Here is a 16,781-nt window from a genome sequence, read left to right as displayed (position 1 = left end):
ACGGGTTCCCGCCCCTCGCAGGCCCTGCACCCCGAAGAATTCCCGGGTGTCGGCCACCGCGCCCCTGGGGGAAGCCCCGCCGGGACACCTCGCAGGACGCCGCGGGGGCACCGCGCGCCGTGGCAGGGCGCGCCGCCTACAGGGCGTCGAGCGCGCGCACGTAGTCGTTCAGGTCGCGGGCGTCGGGCAGTGCGTTGACCACCGTCCAGCGCACGACGCCGTCCTTGTCGATGACGAAGGTGCCGCGGACGGCGCAGCCCTTGGCCTCGTCGAAGATCTCGTAGGCGCGCGAGGTCTCGCCGTGCGGCCAGAAGTCGCTGAGCAGCGGGTATTCCAGGCCCTCCTGCTCGGCGAAGACCCGCAGGGTGTGGATGGAGTCGTTGGAGACGGCGAGCAGCTGGGTGTCGCGGTCCTCGAACTGCGGGAGGTTGTCGCGCAGCTCGCACAGCTCGCCGGTGCACACGCCGGTGAAGGCGAACGGGTAGAAGAGCAGCACGACGTTCTTCTCGCCGCGGAAGTCGGACAGCCGCACGGACCGGCCGTGGTTGTCCTTGAGTTCGAAGTCGGGCGCCTTGTCGCCGACCTGGATCGCCATCGCTGCATCCCTTCGTCAGGGGCCGTTGGGGTGAGAACACCCTATGCGGGAGGTCCCGCGCAGCGGTGGAGGCAGGCGTGCGGGCGGACGGACCGGTGTCGCGGTCCGTCCGCCGGCGAGGGCTCAGCGCTTCTTGGCGGCGCCCTTCGGAGTCAGCAGACGGCTGCCGTTCCAGTCCTTGCCCACGCTGACGCTCTTGGTCTGCGAGAGGCCGGCGGTCGTGGCCGCCTCGCCGATGTCGCTCGGCTCGACGTAGCCGTCACGGCCCGTCTTGGGAGTCAGCAGCAGGATCCAGCCGCCTTCCTCCATGTACGTGACGGCATCCACCAGCGCGTCCGTCAGGTCGCCGTCATCCTCACGGAACCACAGCACCACGGCGTCGGCCACGTCGTCGTAGTCCTCGTCCACCAACTCGGTGCCGATGGTGTCTTCGATGGACTCACGGAGTTCCTGGTCGACGTCGTCGTCGTAGCCGATCTCCTGGACCACCTGGTCTGGCTGGAACCCCAGCCTGACGGCAGGGGTGGTCCGCTCCTCCGCGTGGTCCGCGGTCGCGCTCACGGGTTGCCTCCTGATCATGTCTTGTTGATTAACTCAGCCACGCGCGTGCGCGAAGCATTGGCCGTAGTCCACACGGGCGGGACGGATCGCGCAAGTACCCGGCCGTTCAGACCGCCGAAACGGTGACGATCCCGGCCGTGTCGCCGCAACTCCCGGCACCGTATCGCAGTCAGGTGTGGCACACACCACTCCCTTTTGCCCGCTATGCGCCTTTCGGAATCATCCTCACATACGACGGTCGAACGAGTTTGCCAAGCGCGTCACACCTCGGGCGTATCGTTGCGTTTTGGCCAGGACCGAGTTACCTCACGGTAGAGATGACGTGCGCTGCCCCGAGGTGGACGATGGACAGCGGTGCAGCGAAACGCAGGGATATGCAGGTAATCGCAGGGAATCAGTGCCCCTCCGACAGGTAAGGAACAGCGTGGCTTCCGGATCCGATCGCAACCCGATCATCATTGGCGGCCTTCCGAGTCAGGTTCCTGACTTCGATCCCGAGGAAACCCAGGAGTGGCTCGACTCGCTCGACGCCGCCGTCGACGAGCGCGGCCGCGAACGGGCCCGTTATCTGATGCTCCGCCTGATCGAGCGCGCCCGCGAGCGGCGGGTGGCGGTGCCCGAGATGCGCAGCACGGACTACGTCAACACGATCCCCACCCGGGCGGAGCCGTTCTTCCCGGGCAACGAGGAGATCGAGCGCAAGGTCCTCAACGCGACCCGCTGGAACGCGGCCGTGATGGTCTCCCGCGCCCAGCGCCCGGGCATCGGTGTCGGCGGCCACATCGCCACCTTCGCCTCCTCCGCGTCCCTCTACGACGTCGGCTTCAACCACTTCTTCCGCGGCAAGGACGACGGCCGCGGCGGCGACCAGGTGTTCTTCCAGGGGCACGCCTCCCCCGGCATCTACGCCCGCGCCTTCCTGCTCGACCGGCTCGGCGAGGCGCAGCTGGACGGGTTCCGCCAGGAGAAGTCGAAGTACCCGGACGGCCTCTCCAGCTACCCGCACCCGCGCTCGATGCCGGACTTCTGGGAGTTCCCGACGGTGTCGATGGGTCTCGGCCCGATCGGCGCGATCTACCAGGCGCGGATGAACCGCTACATGCACGCGCGCGGGATCGCCGACACCTCCGGCTCGCACGTCTGGGCGTTCCTCGGCGACGGCGAGATGGACGAGCCGGAGTCGCTCGGCCAGCTGTCCATCGCCGCGCGCGAGGGCCTGGACAACCTGACCTTCGTCGTGAACTGCAACCTCCAGCGGCTGGACGGCCCGGTTCGCGGCAACGGCAAGATCATCCAGGAGCTGGAGTCGGTCTTCCGCGGCGCCGGCTGGAACGTGATCAAGCTGGTCTGGGACCGCACCTGGGACCCGCTGCTCGCCCAGGACCGCGACGGCCTCCTGGTCAACAGGATGAACACGACCCCGGACGGTCAGTTCCAGACCTACGCCACCGAGTCCGGCGCGTACATCCGCGACCACTTCTTCGGCGACGACCAGCGGCTGCGCGCGATGGTCGAGCACATGACCGACGACCAGATCCTGCACCTGGGCCGCGGCGGCCACGACCACCGCAAGATCTACGCGGCGTTCAAGGCGGCCACCGAGCACCGGGGCCAGCCGACGGTCATCCTGGCCAAGACGATCAAGGGCTGGACACTCGGCCCGAACTTCGAGGGCCGCAACGCCACGCACCAGATGAAGAAGCTCACGGTCGCCGACCTCAAGGGCTTCCGCGACCGGCTGCACCTGCCGATCTCCGACCGGGAGCTGGAGTCCGGCCTGCCGCCGTACTACCACCCGGGCCGGGACTCGGAGGAGATCCAGTACATGCACGACCGGCGCAAGGGGCTCGGCGGGTACGTGCCGACCCGCGTCGTGCGCTCGCAGCCGCTCCCCCTGCCGGACGACAAGACGTACGCGACCGTGAAGAAGGGCACCGGCCAGCAGTCCATCGCCACCACCATGGCGTTCGTACGGCTGCTCAAGGACCTCATGCGGGACAAGGAGATCGGCAAGCGTTTCGTCCTCATCGCGCCGGACGAGTACCGCACCTTCGGCATGGACTCGTTCTTCCCGAGCGCGAAGATCTACAACCCGCTCGGCCAGCAGTACGAGTCCGTCGACCGTGACCTGCTGCTCGCCTACAAGGAGTCGCCGACCGGCCAGATGCTGCACGACGGCATCTCCGAGGCCGGCTGCACCGCCTCCCTGATCGCGGCGGGCTCGGCCTACGCGACCCACGGCGAGCCGCTCATCCCGGTCTACGTCTTCTACTCGATGTTCGGTTTCCAGCGCACCGGCGACCAGTTCTGGCAGATGGCCGACCAGCTGGCGCGCGGTTTCGTCCTGGGCGCGACCGCCGGACGGACGACCCTGACCGGCGAGGGGCTGCAGCACGCCGACGGGCACTCCCAGCTGCTCGCCTCGACCAACCCGGCCTGCGTGGCCTACGACCCGGCGTACGGGTACGAGATCGCGCACATCGTCCAGGACGGCCTGCGCCGTATGTACGGCGGGGACGCCGAGCACCCGCACGGCGAGGACGTCTTCTACTACCTGACCGTCTACAACGAGCCGATCCAGCACCCGGCCGAACCGGCCGGCGTGGACGTCGAGGGCATCCTCAAGGGCATCCACCGGATCAGCGCGGGCACCGAGGGCACCGTCCCCGCGCAGATCATGGCGTCCGGTGTCGCGGTCCCGTGGGCGATCGAGGCGCAGCGGATCCTGGCCGCGGACTGGAACGTGAAGGCCGACGTCTGGTCCGCGACCTCCTGGAACGAACTGCGCCGCGAGGCCGTGGCCTGCGAGGAGCACAACCTCCTGCACCCCGAGGAGGAGCAGCGCACCCCGTACGTGACGCGCAAGCTGAGCGCTGCCGAAGGTCCGTTCGTGGCCGTGTCCGACTGGATGCGATCGGTTCCGGACCAGATCGCGCGCTGGGTGCCGGGCACGTACCAGTCGCTGGGCGCGGACGGCTTCGGCTTCGCCGACACGCGCGGCGCGGCACGGCGGTTCTTCCACATCGACGCGCAGTCGATCGTGGTCGCGGTGCTGACCGAGCTGGCCCGCGAGGGCAGGCTGGACCGCTCGGTGCTCAAGCAGGCCATCGACCGGTACCAGCTGCTGGACGTGACGGCGGCTCACCCGGGCGCGGCGGGCGGCGACGCGTAGCCGCTGCGCTCGGCTCCGGCCGGGAGGGGCGGTGGGGAGCCGCGGCTTCGTCGTGGCCGGTCGCGCAGTTCCCCGCGCCCCGTCGGGGGCGCCATGACGCTTACGATGCCCGCATGGAGCGACAGTCCGCGCAGGGGCGTTGGGAGGAGCTGACCCAGCGGCCCCTGCTGGCGCTCGCGGTGGCCTTCGCCGTCGCCTACGCGCTGCCGATCGTGGACGGTTCCGCGGGGCACGCCCTGACCGCCGCGTGCACGGGCGCGGAGTGGGTGGTGTGGGGCTCGTTCGCCGTGGACTACCTGGTGCGGCTCGCCCTGGCGCCCCGGCGCGGGGAGTTCGTGCGCACCCACTGGACGGACCTGTGCGCGGTGGTCCTGCCGCTGCTCCAGCCGCTGCGGCTGCTGCGGCTCGTGGCGACGCTGACGCTGGTGGGCCGGCGGGCCCGGATGGCCTCGCAGATCCGGCTGACGACGTACGTGGTGGGCGCGGTCGTCGGGCTGCTGATGTTCGGGTCGCTGGCCGTGCTCTCGGTGGAGCGGGACTCCCCCAACGGGAACATCCGCACGCTGGGTGACGCCCTGTGGTGGTCGTTCACGACGATGACGACCGTGGGGTACGGCGACCACGCCCCGACGACCGGGCTCGGCCGGATGATCGCGGTCGGCCTGATGCTGTCCGGGATCGCCCTGCTCGGTGTGGTGACCGCGAACATCGCCACCTGGTTCATCGCCCGGTTCGAGAAGGACGACGTGGAGGAGCGCCGGCAGACGGAGGCGATCGCCTCGCTGACCGAGGAGGTGCGGGCGCTGCGGGCCGAGGTGGCGGCCTTGCGCCCGGCGGCGCCGGCGGGGTGCCCGGCGTGCCCCGTCCCAGGGGCGGACGAGCGCGCGGCGGGCCCCCGCCGGTCGACGGGCTAGACCGACACGCCCGCCAGCCAGAACAGCGCGAGCAGTGTGTCGATCGCCCCGAGCACCACCGCCACCAGGGCCGGTATCGAACTCCTCGGGTTCCACGCCCGGCCCATGGAGAGCCAGCCGCACACCAGGGCCGCCGGCCCCAGCAGGATCCCGAGGGCGAAGAAACCGACCACCGCGAATATCGTGCCGATGATGCCGAGCGTGCCACGGTCCAGCCCGTCCCGCGTGCCTGCGCGGCCGCGTGAACGGGGGTACCCACGTGTTCGCTGCCCGAAGCTCGTCATCATCAACTCCCTGGTCGCCATGGACTGTTCGGGTGTGATGACCGGGTACCCCTGTTCCGCCGCGACAGACCTGCCCGCGCGCTGCCCCCCTCCGGCAGCGCGCCGCGGCCCGGCTGCCCTCCATGCCCTGCGGAGGACTTGACCCACTGTGACCTGCGGCGCGTGGCCGGGGCGAGGAATCCTCGGCGGAGTCACCCGGATAGGGGAACTCCGCCGAAGGGAAACGGGCAAACCGGATGACGCGGTGCGCTGACGCGGCGCGCTGAGCCCGCGTCAGATGTGCCCGACGCCCGCTCCGGCGTCCGCGTTCTCGCCGCGCTTGGTGAGCAGCGCGACCAGGATCGCGACCGCCGCCACGCCCGCGGCGACCAGCGAGGCGAGGCTCATGCCGGAGATGAACGTGTCGTGGGCGACGCCGGAGATCTTCGCGGCGATCTCGGCGGGCGTGCCCGGGGCGACCGGCGCGACACCGACCTGGACCGCCTCGGAGGCCTGCGCCAGCTGCGCGTCGGTCAGCTTCGGCAGTCCCGCGGCGGCCCAGTTGCCCGGCAGGTCGCCGTCGACCTTGGAGGCCATCACGGCGCCCAGGACGGCCGTACCGAGGCTGCCGCCGATCTGCATCGCGGCCTGCTGGAGACCGCCGGCCACGCCGGACAGCTCCATCGCCGCGTTGCCGACGATGACCTCGGTGGCGCCGACCATCACCGGCGCGAGGCCGAGGCCGAGCAGCGCGAACCAGACGGACATCACGGCGCTGCCGGTGTCCGCCTTCAGGGTGGACATGCCGTACATGGCGATCGCGGTGGCCGCCATGCCGCCGGCGAGCGGGATGCGCGGGCCGAGCTTGGTGATCGCGGCGCCCGCCAGCGGAGAGCCGACGATCATCATGCCGGTGAGCGGGAGCAGGTGGAGACCGGCGTCGACCGGATCCATCCCGTGCACGTTCTGCAGATAGAACGTCACGAAGAACAGGCCGCCCATGAAGGCGATGGCCATCAGGACCATCAGGACCACGCCCGCGGAGAGCGGGACCGAGCGGAACAGGGTGAGCGGGATCAGTGGCTCCTTGACCTTCGTCTCCCAGAAGGAGAAGAGCGCGAAGCCGAGCACCGACACGGCGATGAACGTCCACGTCCTGCCGTCGCCCCAGCCCCAGCTCGGGGCCTTGATGAGCGCCCAGACCAGGCAGAACATCGCGCCGGAGAGCAGGCCGATGCCGAGCAGGTCGAAGGAGCGGGGGGCGTTCTCGGCACGGTGGTCGAGCAGCATGACCACGCCGAGGACGAGGGCGAGCAGGCCGACCGGCACGTTGACGAAGAACACCGACTGCCAGCTGACGTGCTGCACGAGCACGCCGCCGAGGATCGGGCCGCCCGCGGTGGAGGCGCCGATGACCATGCCCCAGATGCCGATCGCCATGTTCAGCTTCTCGGCCGGGAAGGTGGCGCGCAGCAGGCCGAGCGCGGCGGGCATCAGCAGCGCGCCGAACAGGCCCTGGAAGACGCGGAAGGTGACGACCAGGCCGATGCTGTCGGACAGGCCGATGGCGCCCGAGGCGGCGGCGAAGCCGACGACGCCGATCAGGAAGGTCTGCCGGTGGCCGAAGCGGTCACCGAGCTTGCCCGCGGTGATCAGGCAGACCGCGAGGGCGAGGAAGTAGCCGTTGGTGATCCACTGCACCTGGGCGAAGGTGGCACCGAGGTCCTTCTGGATCGCCGGGTTGGCGATGGCCACGATGGTGCCGTCGAGGGCGACCATCATGACCCCGACGGCGACGGTGATCAGGGTGAACCAGGGGTGTCCGCGCAGGCCGGAGGCCGGCGGCCGGTCCGGCAGGGCTGCAGATGGTGCGTCCCCCGACCCCGCCGTGTCGATCGTGGTCTGACTAGTCATACATCGGAGGCTAGTGACAGCCACTGACAGTTGACAAACGAAATCACTAGTCAGTAACTGTCAGGCATGGAGACGCTGCGCGAACGCAAGAAACAGCGCACCCGGGACGCGCTGCTGCGCAACGGGCTGGAGCTGTTCGTGACCCGGGGCTACGAACACGCCACCGTCGACGAGATCGCCGAGTCCGTCGAGGTCTCGCAGCGCACCTTCTTCCGCTACTTCGCCAGCAAGGAGGACCTGGCCTTCTTCGTCCCGCGCCTGACCGAGGCCCACTACGTCGAGGCGGTGCGCCGGCGCCCGGCCGAGGAGGCCCCGCTGGAGGCGCTGCGCCGGTCCGTCATGGACGGCTGGGAGAGCATCGAGGAGGCCATCGAGCGGTACGTCCCGGTGGAGCTGTTCCTGCGCACGTACAAGATGATCGAGGCGACCCCGCCCCTGTTCGCCGCCCATCTGCGGCGCCAGTCCGAGACGGAGGAGAAGATCGCGCGGATCGTCGCCGAGCGGGAGGGCGTCGACGCGGACACCGATCCCCGGCCCCGGCTGGTGGTCGCCGTGTTCGGCGCGGTCATCCGGGTGACCGAGCGGCACTGGTCGGTCGGCGGCGACTTCAGCGTCGCGGCGATCCGCGAGCTGACCGCCTCCCACCTCGACCAGGTGGGCCCGGCGCTCGCCGGGAACTGGCGCGGCAACCCCGCGGGCCGGGACAGGCCGCGGGAGTCGTGATCGGCCACACGTTTGCCGAAACGTGATACCTGTCACTCGGTTACCGCGAGACCCCTTCGTTCTCCTAGTGTGTCCTCCCAGTGACTTCCTTCGACACCTCCCCGCCACTGAACGTCTGGCGCGCGCTGCTCGCCCTGGCCGTGGTGTTCGTGATGCTCGCGACCACCGGCTGGACGGCCCTGCACGCGCATCGCGAGACCACCGCCCTGCAGACCTCCCTCGGCAAGTGGGAGCACGGCAGGCTGCACGGTCGGCACCTGCCGGACCCGGAGGCGTCCCCCGCGCGGCTCACCCGGTTCTTCGCCTCGCTGACCGCGCAGGAGCGCGACCGGCTGGCGCACCGCTACCCGCTCGCCGTCGGCAACATGAACGGCGCCCCGGCCGCCTTGCGCTACCGGGCCAACCGCATCGCCCTCGGACAGCAGCGCGCCGTCGAGAAGAAACGCATGCACGACCCGCGGCTCAGCGCGGCCGGACAGCAGGACGCGGGCCGCCGGATGCACCGCTACGAGGCGCTGACGGCGAAGGGCCGGCACATCCTCGCCTTCGACCCGGACGGCAGCGGCCGCGTCGCCGAGGTGTTCGGCGACCTCGCCAGGGCCGAACGGATCTCCGTCGTCGTCCCCGGCGTCGACACCGACCTGCTCACCTTCCAGCGCACCGGCCGCCCGTACACCGCCCCGGTCGGCATGGCCAAGGCGCTGTACTCCGCGGAGCACGCGGCGAGCCCCTCGACCCGCACGGCGGTCATCGCCTGGGCCGACTACACCGCGCCCGACGGGCTCGGGGTGGGCGCGGCGACCGGCACCGCCGCCGCGCTGGGCGCCGTACGCCTCAACGCGCTGCTGCGGGCGCTGCCCGGCGACGCGCCGGTGTCGGTGTTCTGCCACAGCTACGGCTCGGTGGTCTGCGGAGTGGCCGCGGAGGACATGCCGGACCGGGTGTCCGACATAGCGGTCGCCGCCAGCCCCGGCATGCGCGCCGAGAACGCCGCCCACCTCGGCACCGAGGCCCGGGTGTGGGCGATGCGGGACGCCACCGACTGGATCCAGGACGTCCCCTACCTGGAGTTCGGCGGACTCGGCCACGGCGCCGACCCCGTCTCCGCCGCCTTCGGGGCGCGGGTGCTGTCGGCGCACGACGCACGGGGACACGCCGGTTACTTCGAACCGGGCACGGACAGCCTGCGCAATCTCGCCGACATCGGGGTTGGCGCGTATGGCGCGGTGACGTGCGCCCACGACGATGACGGGTGCCGGACGGGTTTGTCCGGCACGTTGACGGCCGGACGCGCGTAGAGACAGCAGGAAGTGCGGTATGCGCGGGGATGGGACTGGGAAGCACGTGCCGCATACGATGAGCCGCATGGGTGACGTACTGGCCGGATTTCATGCCGCCTGGGAGTTCGAGTCCGACTCCGTGCTCATCCGCTACGAACGGGGGATACGGACACCCAGGCTCTTCCACACGCTGGGAGAACGCCGGGTGCCGTTCGCCGCGCTCACGGGAGTGACGCTCACTCCCGGCAGACGCGGCACCGTGGTCCTGCGCGCCGAGCCGCGTCCGGGCGCCGATCCCCTGATCGAGGCGGCCGCCGGACAGCTCAAGGACGGCAGCGACCCCTACCGGCTCGTGCTGCCCGCCGAACGGGAGACCCTGGCGGAGTACTACGCCGACGAACTGCGCCCGCTGCTCGCCGGGTCCGCGTCCGAACCCGCCGAGCGGTTCCTGGTGGCCGCGCCCGAGGCGCCCCGGCAGTTCAAGGCGTACGACGGCAAGGCGTCCTTCGACGGCAAGGCGGTGCACTTCCGCTGGTCGTGGACGGGCGCCTCGACGGCCAAGTGGAAGGCCGGCGACCAGCGTTTCGCGGTGGCCGACCTCGGCGGCGTGGAGTGGCGGTCCCCTGAGGTCCTGGAGGGACATCTGCGGCTGCTGAGCCGCGGCGACCTCACGGGAGCGGCGGCCGCGGTGCCGGCCGACCAGGACCCGGCGACCGTGGTGTTCGGGCTCGGGTACGGGCCGGTGCACGAGTCGCTGCCGTTCGCGGCGGCGGTCCTGGAGGCGGTACGGGCGAAGGGCGGGAGCGCGCTGCCGGCGTCGGCCGGCCGCCGGGACCCCGCCGACATCGCGGAACGCATCCGCCACCTGGGCGAACTGCACGAGGCGGGGCTGGTCACCGACGAGGAGTTCAGCGCGAAGAAGGCCGAGCTGCTCGCGGAGCTGTGAGGGACGCGCGCCCCGCGCCGTGGCGCGGGGCGTCTCAGCCGGCGCCCTTCTCGTAGAAGCTGATCTTCCGGTCCAGCACGGACAGCGTGTCGTGGAGTTCGGCGATGCGGGATACGACGTCCCGGCGCGTCTGCTCCAGCAGCTCCCGGCGCTCCGCGTAGGTGCCGTCGCCCTCCCGCACCAGCTCGGCGTAGCGGACCATGTCCGCCACCGGCATCCCGGTCAGCCGGAGCTTGGTCACGAAGTCCAGCCAGTCCAGGTCGCTGTTGCTGTAGCGGCGCTGGCCGGTGTGGGAGCGGTCGATGCTGGACATCAGCCCGATCCGCTCGTACCAGCGCAGGGTGTGGGCGGTCAGACCCGTGACGGCGACGACCTCGCTGATCGTGTAGTGGTCCTGGCCCTCGGGTCGCGGATGCCTCAGGGGCGGGGCGGAACAGATGTCGGCGGGCGCGTTTTCGGACTGCCGAGCGGGGGTCGCGGTCGAGGTCTGCATCACCGTCATGACCCAACGCTAAGACCTTCGAGTGCGCTCGAAGCAAGCGGGTCCCGGCCACAAGCGGGAAATACGCGCGACGCGGGGGACGGCCGGTGGCTACTGTGCACGGCCATGAGTCTCGTACGCCGTGCCGGGCCGCAGGACGCGCCGGAAGTGCTGCGGTTGCGCCAGGTCATGATCGACGCGCTGCCCGGCGGTGACCGCACCACCCACTGGCACGCGCCGGCGCTGCCGGGGCTGCGGGAGCGGCTGGCCGAGCCGGACGGGGACTTCGCCGCGTTCGTCGTCGACCACCCCGGCCGGCCCGGCGCGCTGGCCGCGCTGGTCGTCGGGACGGTGGACTACCGGATCGGCAAGGCGTCCAGTCCGCACGGGCGCTCGGGCTACGTCTTCAGCGTGGCCACCGACCCGGACGCGCGGCGCCGCGGCTACGCGCGCGCGTGCATGGCGGAGCTGCTGGCCTGGTTCCGCGAGCGGGGCGCCGGACAGGTCATGCTGACCGCGTCCGCCGAGGCCGAGCCGCTCTACGCGGCGCTCGGCTTCGTCCACAAGCCCGACCCCACGATGACCCTGACGCTCTGATCCGCCTAGGCTCGTCGGCATGTCGCTGCAGAGCCTCGCGCTGATCGAGAACTGGCCGGTCCCCACCGCCGCCGCGGGTGCCGTACGGGCCGACGGGACGGTCCTCGCCACCCACGGTCCGGACGGACGCCGTTTCCCGCTGGCCTCCGTGACCAAGCCGCTCGCCGCGTACGCGGTGCTCGTCGCGTACGAGGAGGGCGCGGTCGAGCTCGACGAGCCGGCCGGGCCGCGGGGGTCGACGGTCCGGCACCTGCTCGCGCACACCTCGGGGCTGGCGTTCGACGAGCACCGGGTGACGGCGCCGCCCGGTGAGCGGCGGCTGTACTCCAACGCCGGGTTCGAGGTGCTCGGCGAGCACGTCGCCAGGGCGACGGGGATCCCGTTCGGCGAGTACCTGCGGCAGGCGGTCCTGGAGCCGCTGGACATGACGGCGACGTCCCTCGACGGCTCTCCGGCCAAGGACGGTGTCTCCTCGGTCGGCGACCTGCTGCGCTTCGCGGCCGAGCTGCAGGCGCCGCGGCTGCTGGACCCGCGGACGGTGGCCGAGGCGACGCTGACCGTCCAGTTCCCGGGGACCAAGGGCGTACTGCCGGGCTACGGCCACCAGAACCCGAACGACTGGGGCCTCGGCTTCGAGATCCGGGACTCCAAGTCCCCGCACTGGACGGGCTCCTCGTCCTCGCCGCGGACGTTCGGGCACTTCGGGCAGTCGGGCACGTTCCTGTGGGTCGACCCGGAGGCGCGGCTCGCGTGCGCCGCCCTCACGGACCGGGCGTTCGGCCCCTGGACGGCCGAGGTCTGGCCGGCGTTCACGGACGCGCTGCTGACGGAACTGCGCGACTGACGCCCCCAAGGGGCGCTAGGGGTACCCCCGGCCGAAGGCTGGGGGGGGAACTGCGCGACCGGCCCCCACCGGCCCGCGCGACGACGTCCTACCCGGCCATCTCCCACACCAGCAGTTCCGCGTCCGTCACCGCCGACGCGTCCAGATCCTTCGCGTCGGCGACCCGCACCGAATCCCCGGCCCCCAACTCCGCCTCGCCGACCCGCACATCCCCCCGCACGACATGGACGTACACGTACGCCCCGTCCGGCACCGCCGTCCGCTCCCCCGCCGCCAGCCGGCGGACGTGCAGCATCGCCGCCGCCTCGGCAACCGCGTACGGCGTCGAGTCGGCGATGCCGCGGACGATCTCGTACGACGGCTCGCCGCCGGGACGCACCGGGGCCAGCCACATCTGCACGAAGGTCAGCGGCACCGCCCCGTCGTTGCGCTCCACGTGCCGCACGCCGCCCGCCGAGCTGAGCCGCTGCACGTCCCCGCGGCGCACCACGCTCTGGTGGCCCGCCGAGTCCCGGTGGGTCAGTTCGCCGTCCACCACCCAGGTCACGATCTCGGTGTGGCTGTGCGGATGCTCGTCGAAGCCGGCGCCCGGCGCCAGGCGCTCCTCGTTGCAGGCGATGATCGCGCCGAAGCGGAGGTTGCCGGGGTCGTAGTGCGGCCCGAAGGAGAAGGCGTGGCGGGACTCGATCCCGGTCGCCGGGTCTCCTCCGGGGTAGCGCTCCGCGGCGCGCCGTACGTCCATCACGCGACCACCGTAGACCGCGGTCGGCACCCGGCGGCGCAGGCTCCCGTCCGGATAAGGCAGTCTTGTCCCCGTGCCCGAACCCGTAATCCGCAAGTCCGACCCCTCGGCTCACGCAGTCCATCAGCACTCCGCGACCCTCAAGCGGCTGGAGAAATCGTCCGGCAGCCTCGCCGCCCAGGCCATCGCGCGGATGGACGAGACCCTGTCGTGGTACCGGGCCATGCCTCCGGAGAACCGTTCCTGGATCGGGCTCGTCGCCCAGGCGGGCATCGCGGCCTTCACCGAGTGGTTCCGGCACCCCGACGCGCCCCAGGCCATCTCCACCGACGTCTTCGGGACCGCTCCGCGCGAGCTGACCCGGGCGATCACGCTGCGGCAGACCGTCGAGATGGTGCGGACCACCATCGAGGTCATGGAGAGCGCCATCGACGAGGTGGCCGCCCCCGGCGACGAGAGCGTGCTGCGCGAGGCGCTGCTGGTGTACGCCCGGGAGATCGCCTTCGCCACCGCCCAGGTGTACGCGCAGGCCGCCGAGGCACGCGGTGCCTGGGACGCCCGGCTGGAGTCGCTGGTGGTCAACGCGGTGCTCAGCGGGGAGGCCGACGAGGGGGCGGTGAGCAGGGCCGCCGCGCTGGGCTGGAACTCTCCCGAGCACGTGTGCGTCATCCTCGGCACCGCGCCCGACGGGGACAGCGAGCTGACCGTCGAGGCGATCCGGCGGGCCGCCCGCCACGCCAAGCTGCAGGTCCTCACCGGTGTGCTCGGCGACCGGCTGGTGGTCATCGCGGGCGGCAACGACAACCCGCTGGCCGTGGCCAAGTCGCTGATCGGGCCGTATGCCGCCGGACCGGTGGTCGCCGGGCCCGTCGTACCCGATCTGCTGGCCGCCACCCGGTCCGCGCAGGCCGCCGCCGCCGGCCTCAAGGCCTGTTCCGCCTGGCAGGACGCACCGCGGCCGGTACTGGCGGACGATCTGCTTCCGGAACGCGCCATGGCGGGCGATCCGGGCGCGCGCGAGCAGCTGGTGGAGGAGATCTACAGACCGCTGGAGGAAGCGGGCTCGGCGCTGCTGGAAACGCTGAGCGTCTATCTGGAACAGGCGAGCAGCCTGGAGGGCGCGGCCCGGATGCTCTTCGTTCACCCGAACACCGTGCGCTACCGGCTCCGACGTGTGACTGACGTCACCGGATGGTCGCCGTCCGATGTACGATCCGCCTTCACGCTGCGGATCGCACTGATCCTGGGGCGTCTGGTCGATGGAGATCCCCAGCCATAGGATTTTGTCGGGGGCCCACAAAACCCCCTCGTGTTCTTCGTCCCTGTCCCCACGGGCGGCCGTGGGGCTCCCCAAGAGAGAGTGTGAGAGTGCTCGTACTCGTCGCTCCCGGCCAGGGCGCCCAGACGCCCGGCTTCCTGACCCCCTGGCTCGAACTCCCCGGTGCCCAGGACCGTTTGCGTGAATGGTCCGACGTCATCGGGCTCGATCTGGTGCACTACGGCACGAACGCCGACGCGGACGAGATCCGGGACACCGCGATCGCGCAGCCGCTGCTCGTCGCCGCCGGTCTGCTGTCCGGCACGGCACTCGGTGCCATCGCGGACATCGCGCCGGGCGCGGTCGCGGGGCACAGCGTCGGTGAGATCACCGCCGCCGCCTTCGCGGGCGTCCTGACCGAGGTCGAGGCGCTGAGCCTGGTCCGCAAGCGCGGTCTGGCGATGGCCGAGGCCGCCGCGATCACCGAGACCGGCATGTCGGCGCTGCTCGGCGGCGACCCGGAGGTCTCGGTCGCGCACCTGGAGAAGCTGGGCCTGACCCCGGCGAACATCAACGGCGCGGGGCAGATCGTGGCCGCGGGCACCCTGGAGCAGCTCGCCGCGCTCGCGGAGGACAAGCCCGAGGGCGTCCGCAAGGTCGTCGCCCTCAAGGTCGCCGGCGCCTTCCACACGCACCACATGGCGCCCGCCGTCGACACGCTGGCCGAGGCCGCGGCGAAGCTCGCGCCCGCCGACCCGAAGCTCACCTACGTCTCCAACCGGGACGGGCGCCCCGTCGCCTCCGGCGGCGAGATCGTGGAGCGGCTGGTCGGACAGGTCGCCAACCCGGTCCGCTGGGACCTGTGCATGGAGACCTTCCAGCAGCTCGGCGTCACCGCGCTCCTGGAGGTGTGCCCCGGCGGCACCCTGACCGGCCTGGCCAAGCGCGCGCTGCCCGGCGTGAAGACGCTGGCGCTGAAGACCCCCGACGACCTCGACGCGGCCCGCGAGCTCATCGCCGAGCACAGCTGAATCAGGAGCCCATTGCGATGTCGAAGATCAAGCCCAGCAAGGGTGCCCCGTACGCGCGCATCCTCGGCGTCGGCGGCTACCGCCCGACCCGCGTGGTGCCCAACGAGGTGATCCTGGAGACGATCGACTCGTCCGACGAGTGGATCCGGTCGCGTTCCGGCATCGAGACCCGGCACTGGGCGAGCCCCGAGGAGACGGTCGCCGCGATGTCCATCGAGGCGTCCGGCAAGGCGATCGCGGACGCGGGCATCTCCGCCGAGCAGATCGGCGCCGTGGTCGTCTCGACGGTCTCGCACTTCAGCCAGACTCCGGCCGTGGCGACCGAGATCGCCGACCGGCTCGGCACGAACAAGGCCGCCGCCTTCGACATCTCCGCCGGCTGCGCGGGCTTCGGCTACGGCCTCACCCTCGCCAAGGGCATGGTGGTGGAGGGTTCCGCCGAGTACGTGCTCGTCATCGGCGTGGAGCGGCTCAGCGACCTGACGGACCTGGAGGACCGGGCCACGGCCTTCCTGTTCGGCGACGGCGCGGGCGCGGTCGTGGTCGGCCCCTCGCAGGAGCCGGCGATCGGCCCGACCGTGTGGGGCTCCGAGGGCGACAAGTCGGAGACCATCAAGCAGACCGTCCCGTGGGACCGTTTCCGGATCGGTGACGTGTCGGAGCTCCCGCTGGACAGCCAGGGCAACGTCAAGTTCCCGGCGATCACGCAGGAGGGCCAGGCGGTGTTCCGCTGGGCCGTGTTCGAGATGGCGAAGGTCGCCCAGCAGGCGCTGGACGCGGCCGGAATCAGCGCGGACGACCTGGACGTCTTCATCCCGCACCAGGCCAATGTGCGGATCATCGACTCGATGGTGAAGACTCTCAAGCTGCCGGAGCACGTCACGGTCGCCCGTGACATCCGCACCACCGGCAACACCTCGGCCGCCTCGATCCCGCTCGCGATGGAGCGGCTCCTGGCGACCGGCGAGGCGAAGAGCGGCGACACCGCGCTCGTCATCGGGTTCGGGGCGGGTCTCGTCTACGCCGCCACTGTCGTTACCCTCCCCTAGGCACTCCGTGCCGGATCATGCATCCGGTACCGGGGACGCCGTCAGCAAGACCGCAGCAACCGTCTGGAACATCTAAGAAGGAGCGCCTGACATGGCCGCCACTGAGAAGGAGATCGTCGACGGTCTCGCCGAGATCGTGAACGAGATCGCCGGGATCCCCGTGGAGGACGTCCAGCTGGACAAGTCCTTCACCGACGACCTGGACGTCGACTCGCTGTCCATGGTCGAGGTCGTCGTCGCCGCCGAAGAGCGCTTCGACGTCAAGATCCCGGACGAGGACGTCAAGAACCTGAAGACCGTCGGGGACGCCACGAACTACATCCTCACGCACCAGGCCTGAGACGTTCACTAGCCTCCGGCTGTAATGCCCCGCCACCCGGCGGTGGCGCCGTCGAATCCCGTATCCGTTGG

17 protein-coding genes are annotated in these 16,781 nt (G+C 71.2%); 11 read left to right on the top strand and 6 right to left on the bottom strand.

Going from position 1 to position 16,781, the window contains the following annotated elements:
- Positions 1–136: 136 nt before the first annotated feature.
- Together ACIRQ9_RS06235 and ACIRQ9_RS06230 are read right to left on the bottom strand one after the other, a co-directional pair.
- A complete protein-coding gene (locus ACIRQ9_RS06235; RefSeq protein WP_404167691.1) occupies positions 137–595 on the bottom strand; it encodes a peroxiredoxin in 459 nt (152 codons plus the stop codon).
- A gap of 123 nt (positions 596–718) precedes the next feature.
- Positions 719–1,156 (bottom strand): DUF3052 domain-containing protein, encoded by a 438-nt coding sequence (locus ACIRQ9_RS06230; protein ID WP_351692127.1) that lies wholly within the window; start codon positions 1,154–1,156, stop codon positions 719–721.
- A 424-nt stretch (positions 1,157–1,580) separates the two neighbouring features.
- On the opposite strand from ACIRQ9_RS06230, the gene aceE reads away from it, so the two are divergent.
- Entirely contained in the window at positions 1,581–4,328 is a 2,748-nt protein-coding gene (gene aceE / locus ACIRQ9_RS06225; protein WP_404167689.1) for a pyruvate dehydrogenase (acetyl-transferring), homodimeric type, read from the top strand.
- A gap of 113 nt (positions 4,329–4,441) precedes the next feature.
- The gene (locus tag ACIRQ9_RS06220; protein ID WP_404167687.1) at positions 4,442–5,242 is read left to right on the top strand and encodes a potassium channel family protein; all 801 of its coding nucleotides are present in this window, start codon (positions 4,442–4,444) and stop codon (positions 5,240–5,242) included.
- Here ACIRQ9_RS06220 and ACIRQ9_RS06215 read toward each other — a convergent pair.
- Entirely contained in the window at positions 5,239–5,529 is a 291-nt protein-coding gene (locus ACIRQ9_RS06215) for a small hydrophobic protein (RefSeq protein ID WP_404167685.1), read from the bottom strand. The two genes, ACIRQ9_RS06220 and ACIRQ9_RS06215, sit on opposite strands and share 4 nt — an antisense overlap.
- Positions 5,530–5,799: 270 nt before the next feature.
- A complete protein-coding gene (locus ACIRQ9_RS06210; RefSeq protein ID WP_404167683.1) occupies positions 5,800–7,419 on the bottom strand; it encodes an MFS transporter in 1,620 nt (539 codons plus the stop codon).
- Positions 7,420–7,485: 66 nt separating this feature from the next.
- Here ACIRQ9_RS06210 and ACIRQ9_RS06205 point away from each other — a divergent pair, with 66 nt between their 5' ends.
- From ACIRQ9_RS06205 to ACIRQ9_RS06195, 3 genes are all read left to right on the top strand, one after another.
- Complete coding sequence (locus tag ACIRQ9_RS06205; protein ID WP_404167681.1) at positions 7,486–8,142, top strand: TetR/AcrR family transcriptional regulator; 657 nt, start codon at positions 7,486–7,488, stop codon at positions 8,140–8,142.
- A gap of 80 nt (positions 8,143–8,222) precedes the next feature.
- A complete protein-coding gene (locus tag ACIRQ9_RS06200; RefSeq protein ID WP_404167679.1) occupies positions 8,223–9,440 on the top strand; it encodes an alpha/beta hydrolase in 1,218 nt (405 codons plus the stop codon).
- A gap of 67 nt (positions 9,441–9,507) precedes the next feature.
- Positions 9,508–10,368 carry a DUF4429 domain-containing protein gene (locus ACIRQ9_RS06195; protein WP_404167677.1) on the top strand — a complete coding sequence of 287 codons (861 nt, stop codon included), beginning with the start codon at positions 9,508–9,510 and terminating at the stop codon, positions 10,366–10,368.
- A 34-nt stretch (positions 10,369–10,402) separates the two neighbouring features.
- On the opposite strand, the gene ACIRQ9_RS06190 is transcribed toward ACIRQ9_RS06195, so the two are convergent.
- Entirely contained in the window at positions 10,403–10,870 is a 468-nt protein-coding gene (locus tag ACIRQ9_RS06190) for a MerR family transcriptional regulator (protein WP_404167675.1), read from the bottom strand.
- Positions 10,871–10,975: 105 nt separating this feature from the next.
- Here ACIRQ9_RS06190 and ACIRQ9_RS06185 point away from each other — a divergent pair, with 105 nt between their 5' ends.
- Together ACIRQ9_RS06185 and ACIRQ9_RS06180 are read left to right on the top strand one after the other, a co-directional pair.
- Positions 10,976–11,446, top strand: a complete 471-nt coding sequence (locus tag ACIRQ9_RS06185; protein ID WP_404167674.1) for a GNAT family N-acetyltransferase — start codon at positions 10,976–10,978, stop codon at positions 11,444–11,446.
- Positions 11,447–11,465: 19 nt separating this feature from the next.
- Positions 11,466–12,290: a serine hydrolase domain-containing protein gene (locus ACIRQ9_RS06180; protein ID WP_404167673.1), complete on the top strand. Its 825-nt coding sequence runs from the start codon at positions 11,466–11,468 to the stop codon at positions 12,288–12,290.
- 88 nt (positions 12,291–12,378) lie between these two features.
- Here ACIRQ9_RS06180 and ACIRQ9_RS06175 read toward each other — a convergent pair whose 3' ends face one another.
- Positions 12,379–13,032 carry a pirin family protein gene (locus tag ACIRQ9_RS06175; protein ID WP_404168198.1) on the bottom strand — a complete coding sequence of 218 codons (654 nt, stop codon included), beginning with the start codon at positions 13,030–13,032 and terminating at the stop codon, positions 12,379–12,381.
- A 73-nt stretch (positions 13,033–13,105) separates the two neighbouring features.
- Between ACIRQ9_RS06175 and ACIRQ9_RS06170 the strand changes: the two genes are divergently transcribed.
- The 4 genes from ACIRQ9_RS06170 (at position 13,106) to ACIRQ9_RS06155 (ending at position 16,710) form a co-directional block, all read left to right on the top strand.
- Complete coding sequence (locus tag ACIRQ9_RS06170) at positions 13,106–14,311, top strand: PucR family transcriptional regulator (protein ID WP_404167672.1); 1,206 nt, start codon at positions 13,106–13,108, stop codon at positions 14,309–14,311.
- An 89-nt stretch (positions 14,312–14,400) separates the two neighbouring features.
- A complete protein-coding gene (locus tag ACIRQ9_RS06165; RefSeq protein WP_404167671.1) occupies positions 14,401–15,321 on the top strand; it encodes an ACP S-malonyltransferase in 921 nt (306 codons plus the stop codon).
- 17 nt (positions 15,322–15,338) lie between these two features.
- Complete coding sequence (locus ACIRQ9_RS06160; RefSeq protein ID WP_362725258.1) at positions 15,339–16,370, top strand: ketoacyl-ACP synthase III; 1,032 nt, start codon at positions 15,339–15,341, stop codon at positions 16,368–16,370.
- 91 nt (positions 16,371–16,461) lie between these two features.
- Positions 16,462–16,710, top strand: a complete 249-nt coding sequence (locus tag ACIRQ9_RS06155) for an acyl carrier protein (protein ID WP_351325400.1) — start codon at positions 16,462–16,464, stop codon at positions 16,708–16,710.
- Positions 16,711–16,781 lie beyond the last annotated feature (71 nt).

This window comes from Streptomyces sp. NPDC101237 (assembly GCF_044767465.1).
In the GTDB taxonomy this organism is placed as follows: Bacteria; Actinomycetota; Actinomycetes; order Streptomycetales; family Streptomycetaceae; genus Streptomyces; species Streptomyces gramineus.
The sequence above is the reverse complement of the archived record's forward strand: the minus strand, read 5'-3'. Positions and strand labels throughout refer to the sequence as shown.

Bases quoted from the DNA above. Each gene is read 5' to 3' on its own strand.
- ACIRQ9_RS06155 (WP_351325400.1), top strand. From the start codon at position 16,462: ATGGCCGCCACTGAGAAGGAGATCGTCGACGGTCTCGCCGAGATCGTG.
- ACIRQ9_RS06160 (WP_362725258.1), top strand. From the start codon at position 15,339: ATGTCGAAGATCAAGCCCAGCAAGGGTGCCCCGTACGCGCGCATCCTC.
- ACIRQ9_RS06205 (WP_404167681.1), top strand. From the start codon at position 7,486: ATGGAGACGCTGCGCGAACGCAAGAAACAGCGCACCCGGGACGCGCTG.
- ACIRQ9_RS06235 (WP_404167691.1), bottom strand. From the start codon at position 595: ATGGCGATCCAGGTCGGCGACAAGGCGCCCGACTTCGAACTCAAGGAC.
- ACIRQ9_RS06180 (WP_404167673.1), top strand. From the start codon at position 11,466: ATGTCGCTGCAGAGCCTCGCGCTGATCGAGAACTGGCCGGTCCCCACC.
- ACIRQ9_RS06215 (WP_404167685.1), bottom strand. From the start codon at position 5,529: ATGATGACGAGCTTCGGGCAGCGAACACGTGGGTACCCCCGTTCACGC.
- ACIRQ9_RS06210 (WP_404167683.1), bottom strand. From the start codon at position 7,419: ATGACTAGTCAGACCACGATCGACACGGCGGGGTCGGGGGACGCACCA.
- ACIRQ9_RS06220 (WP_404167687.1), top strand. From the start codon at position 4,442: ATGGAGCGACAGTCCGCGCAGGGGCGTTGGGAGGAGCTGACCCAGCGG.
- ACIRQ9_RS06190 (WP_404167675.1), bottom strand. From the start codon at position 10,870: ATGACGGTGATGCAGACCTCGACCGCGACCCCCGCTCGGCAGTCCGAA.
- ACIRQ9_RS06185 (WP_404167674.1), top strand. From the start codon at position 10,976: ATGAGTCTCGTACGCCGTGCCGGGCCGCAGGACGCGCCGGAAGTGCTG.
- ACIRQ9_RS06195 (WP_404167677.1), top strand. From the start codon at position 9,508: ATGGGTGACGTACTGGCCGGATTTCATGCCGCCTGGGAGTTCGAGTCC.
- ACIRQ9_RS06175 (WP_404168198.1), bottom strand. From the start codon at position 13,032: ATGGACGTACGGCGCGCCGCGGAGCGCTACCCCGGAGGAGACCCGGCG.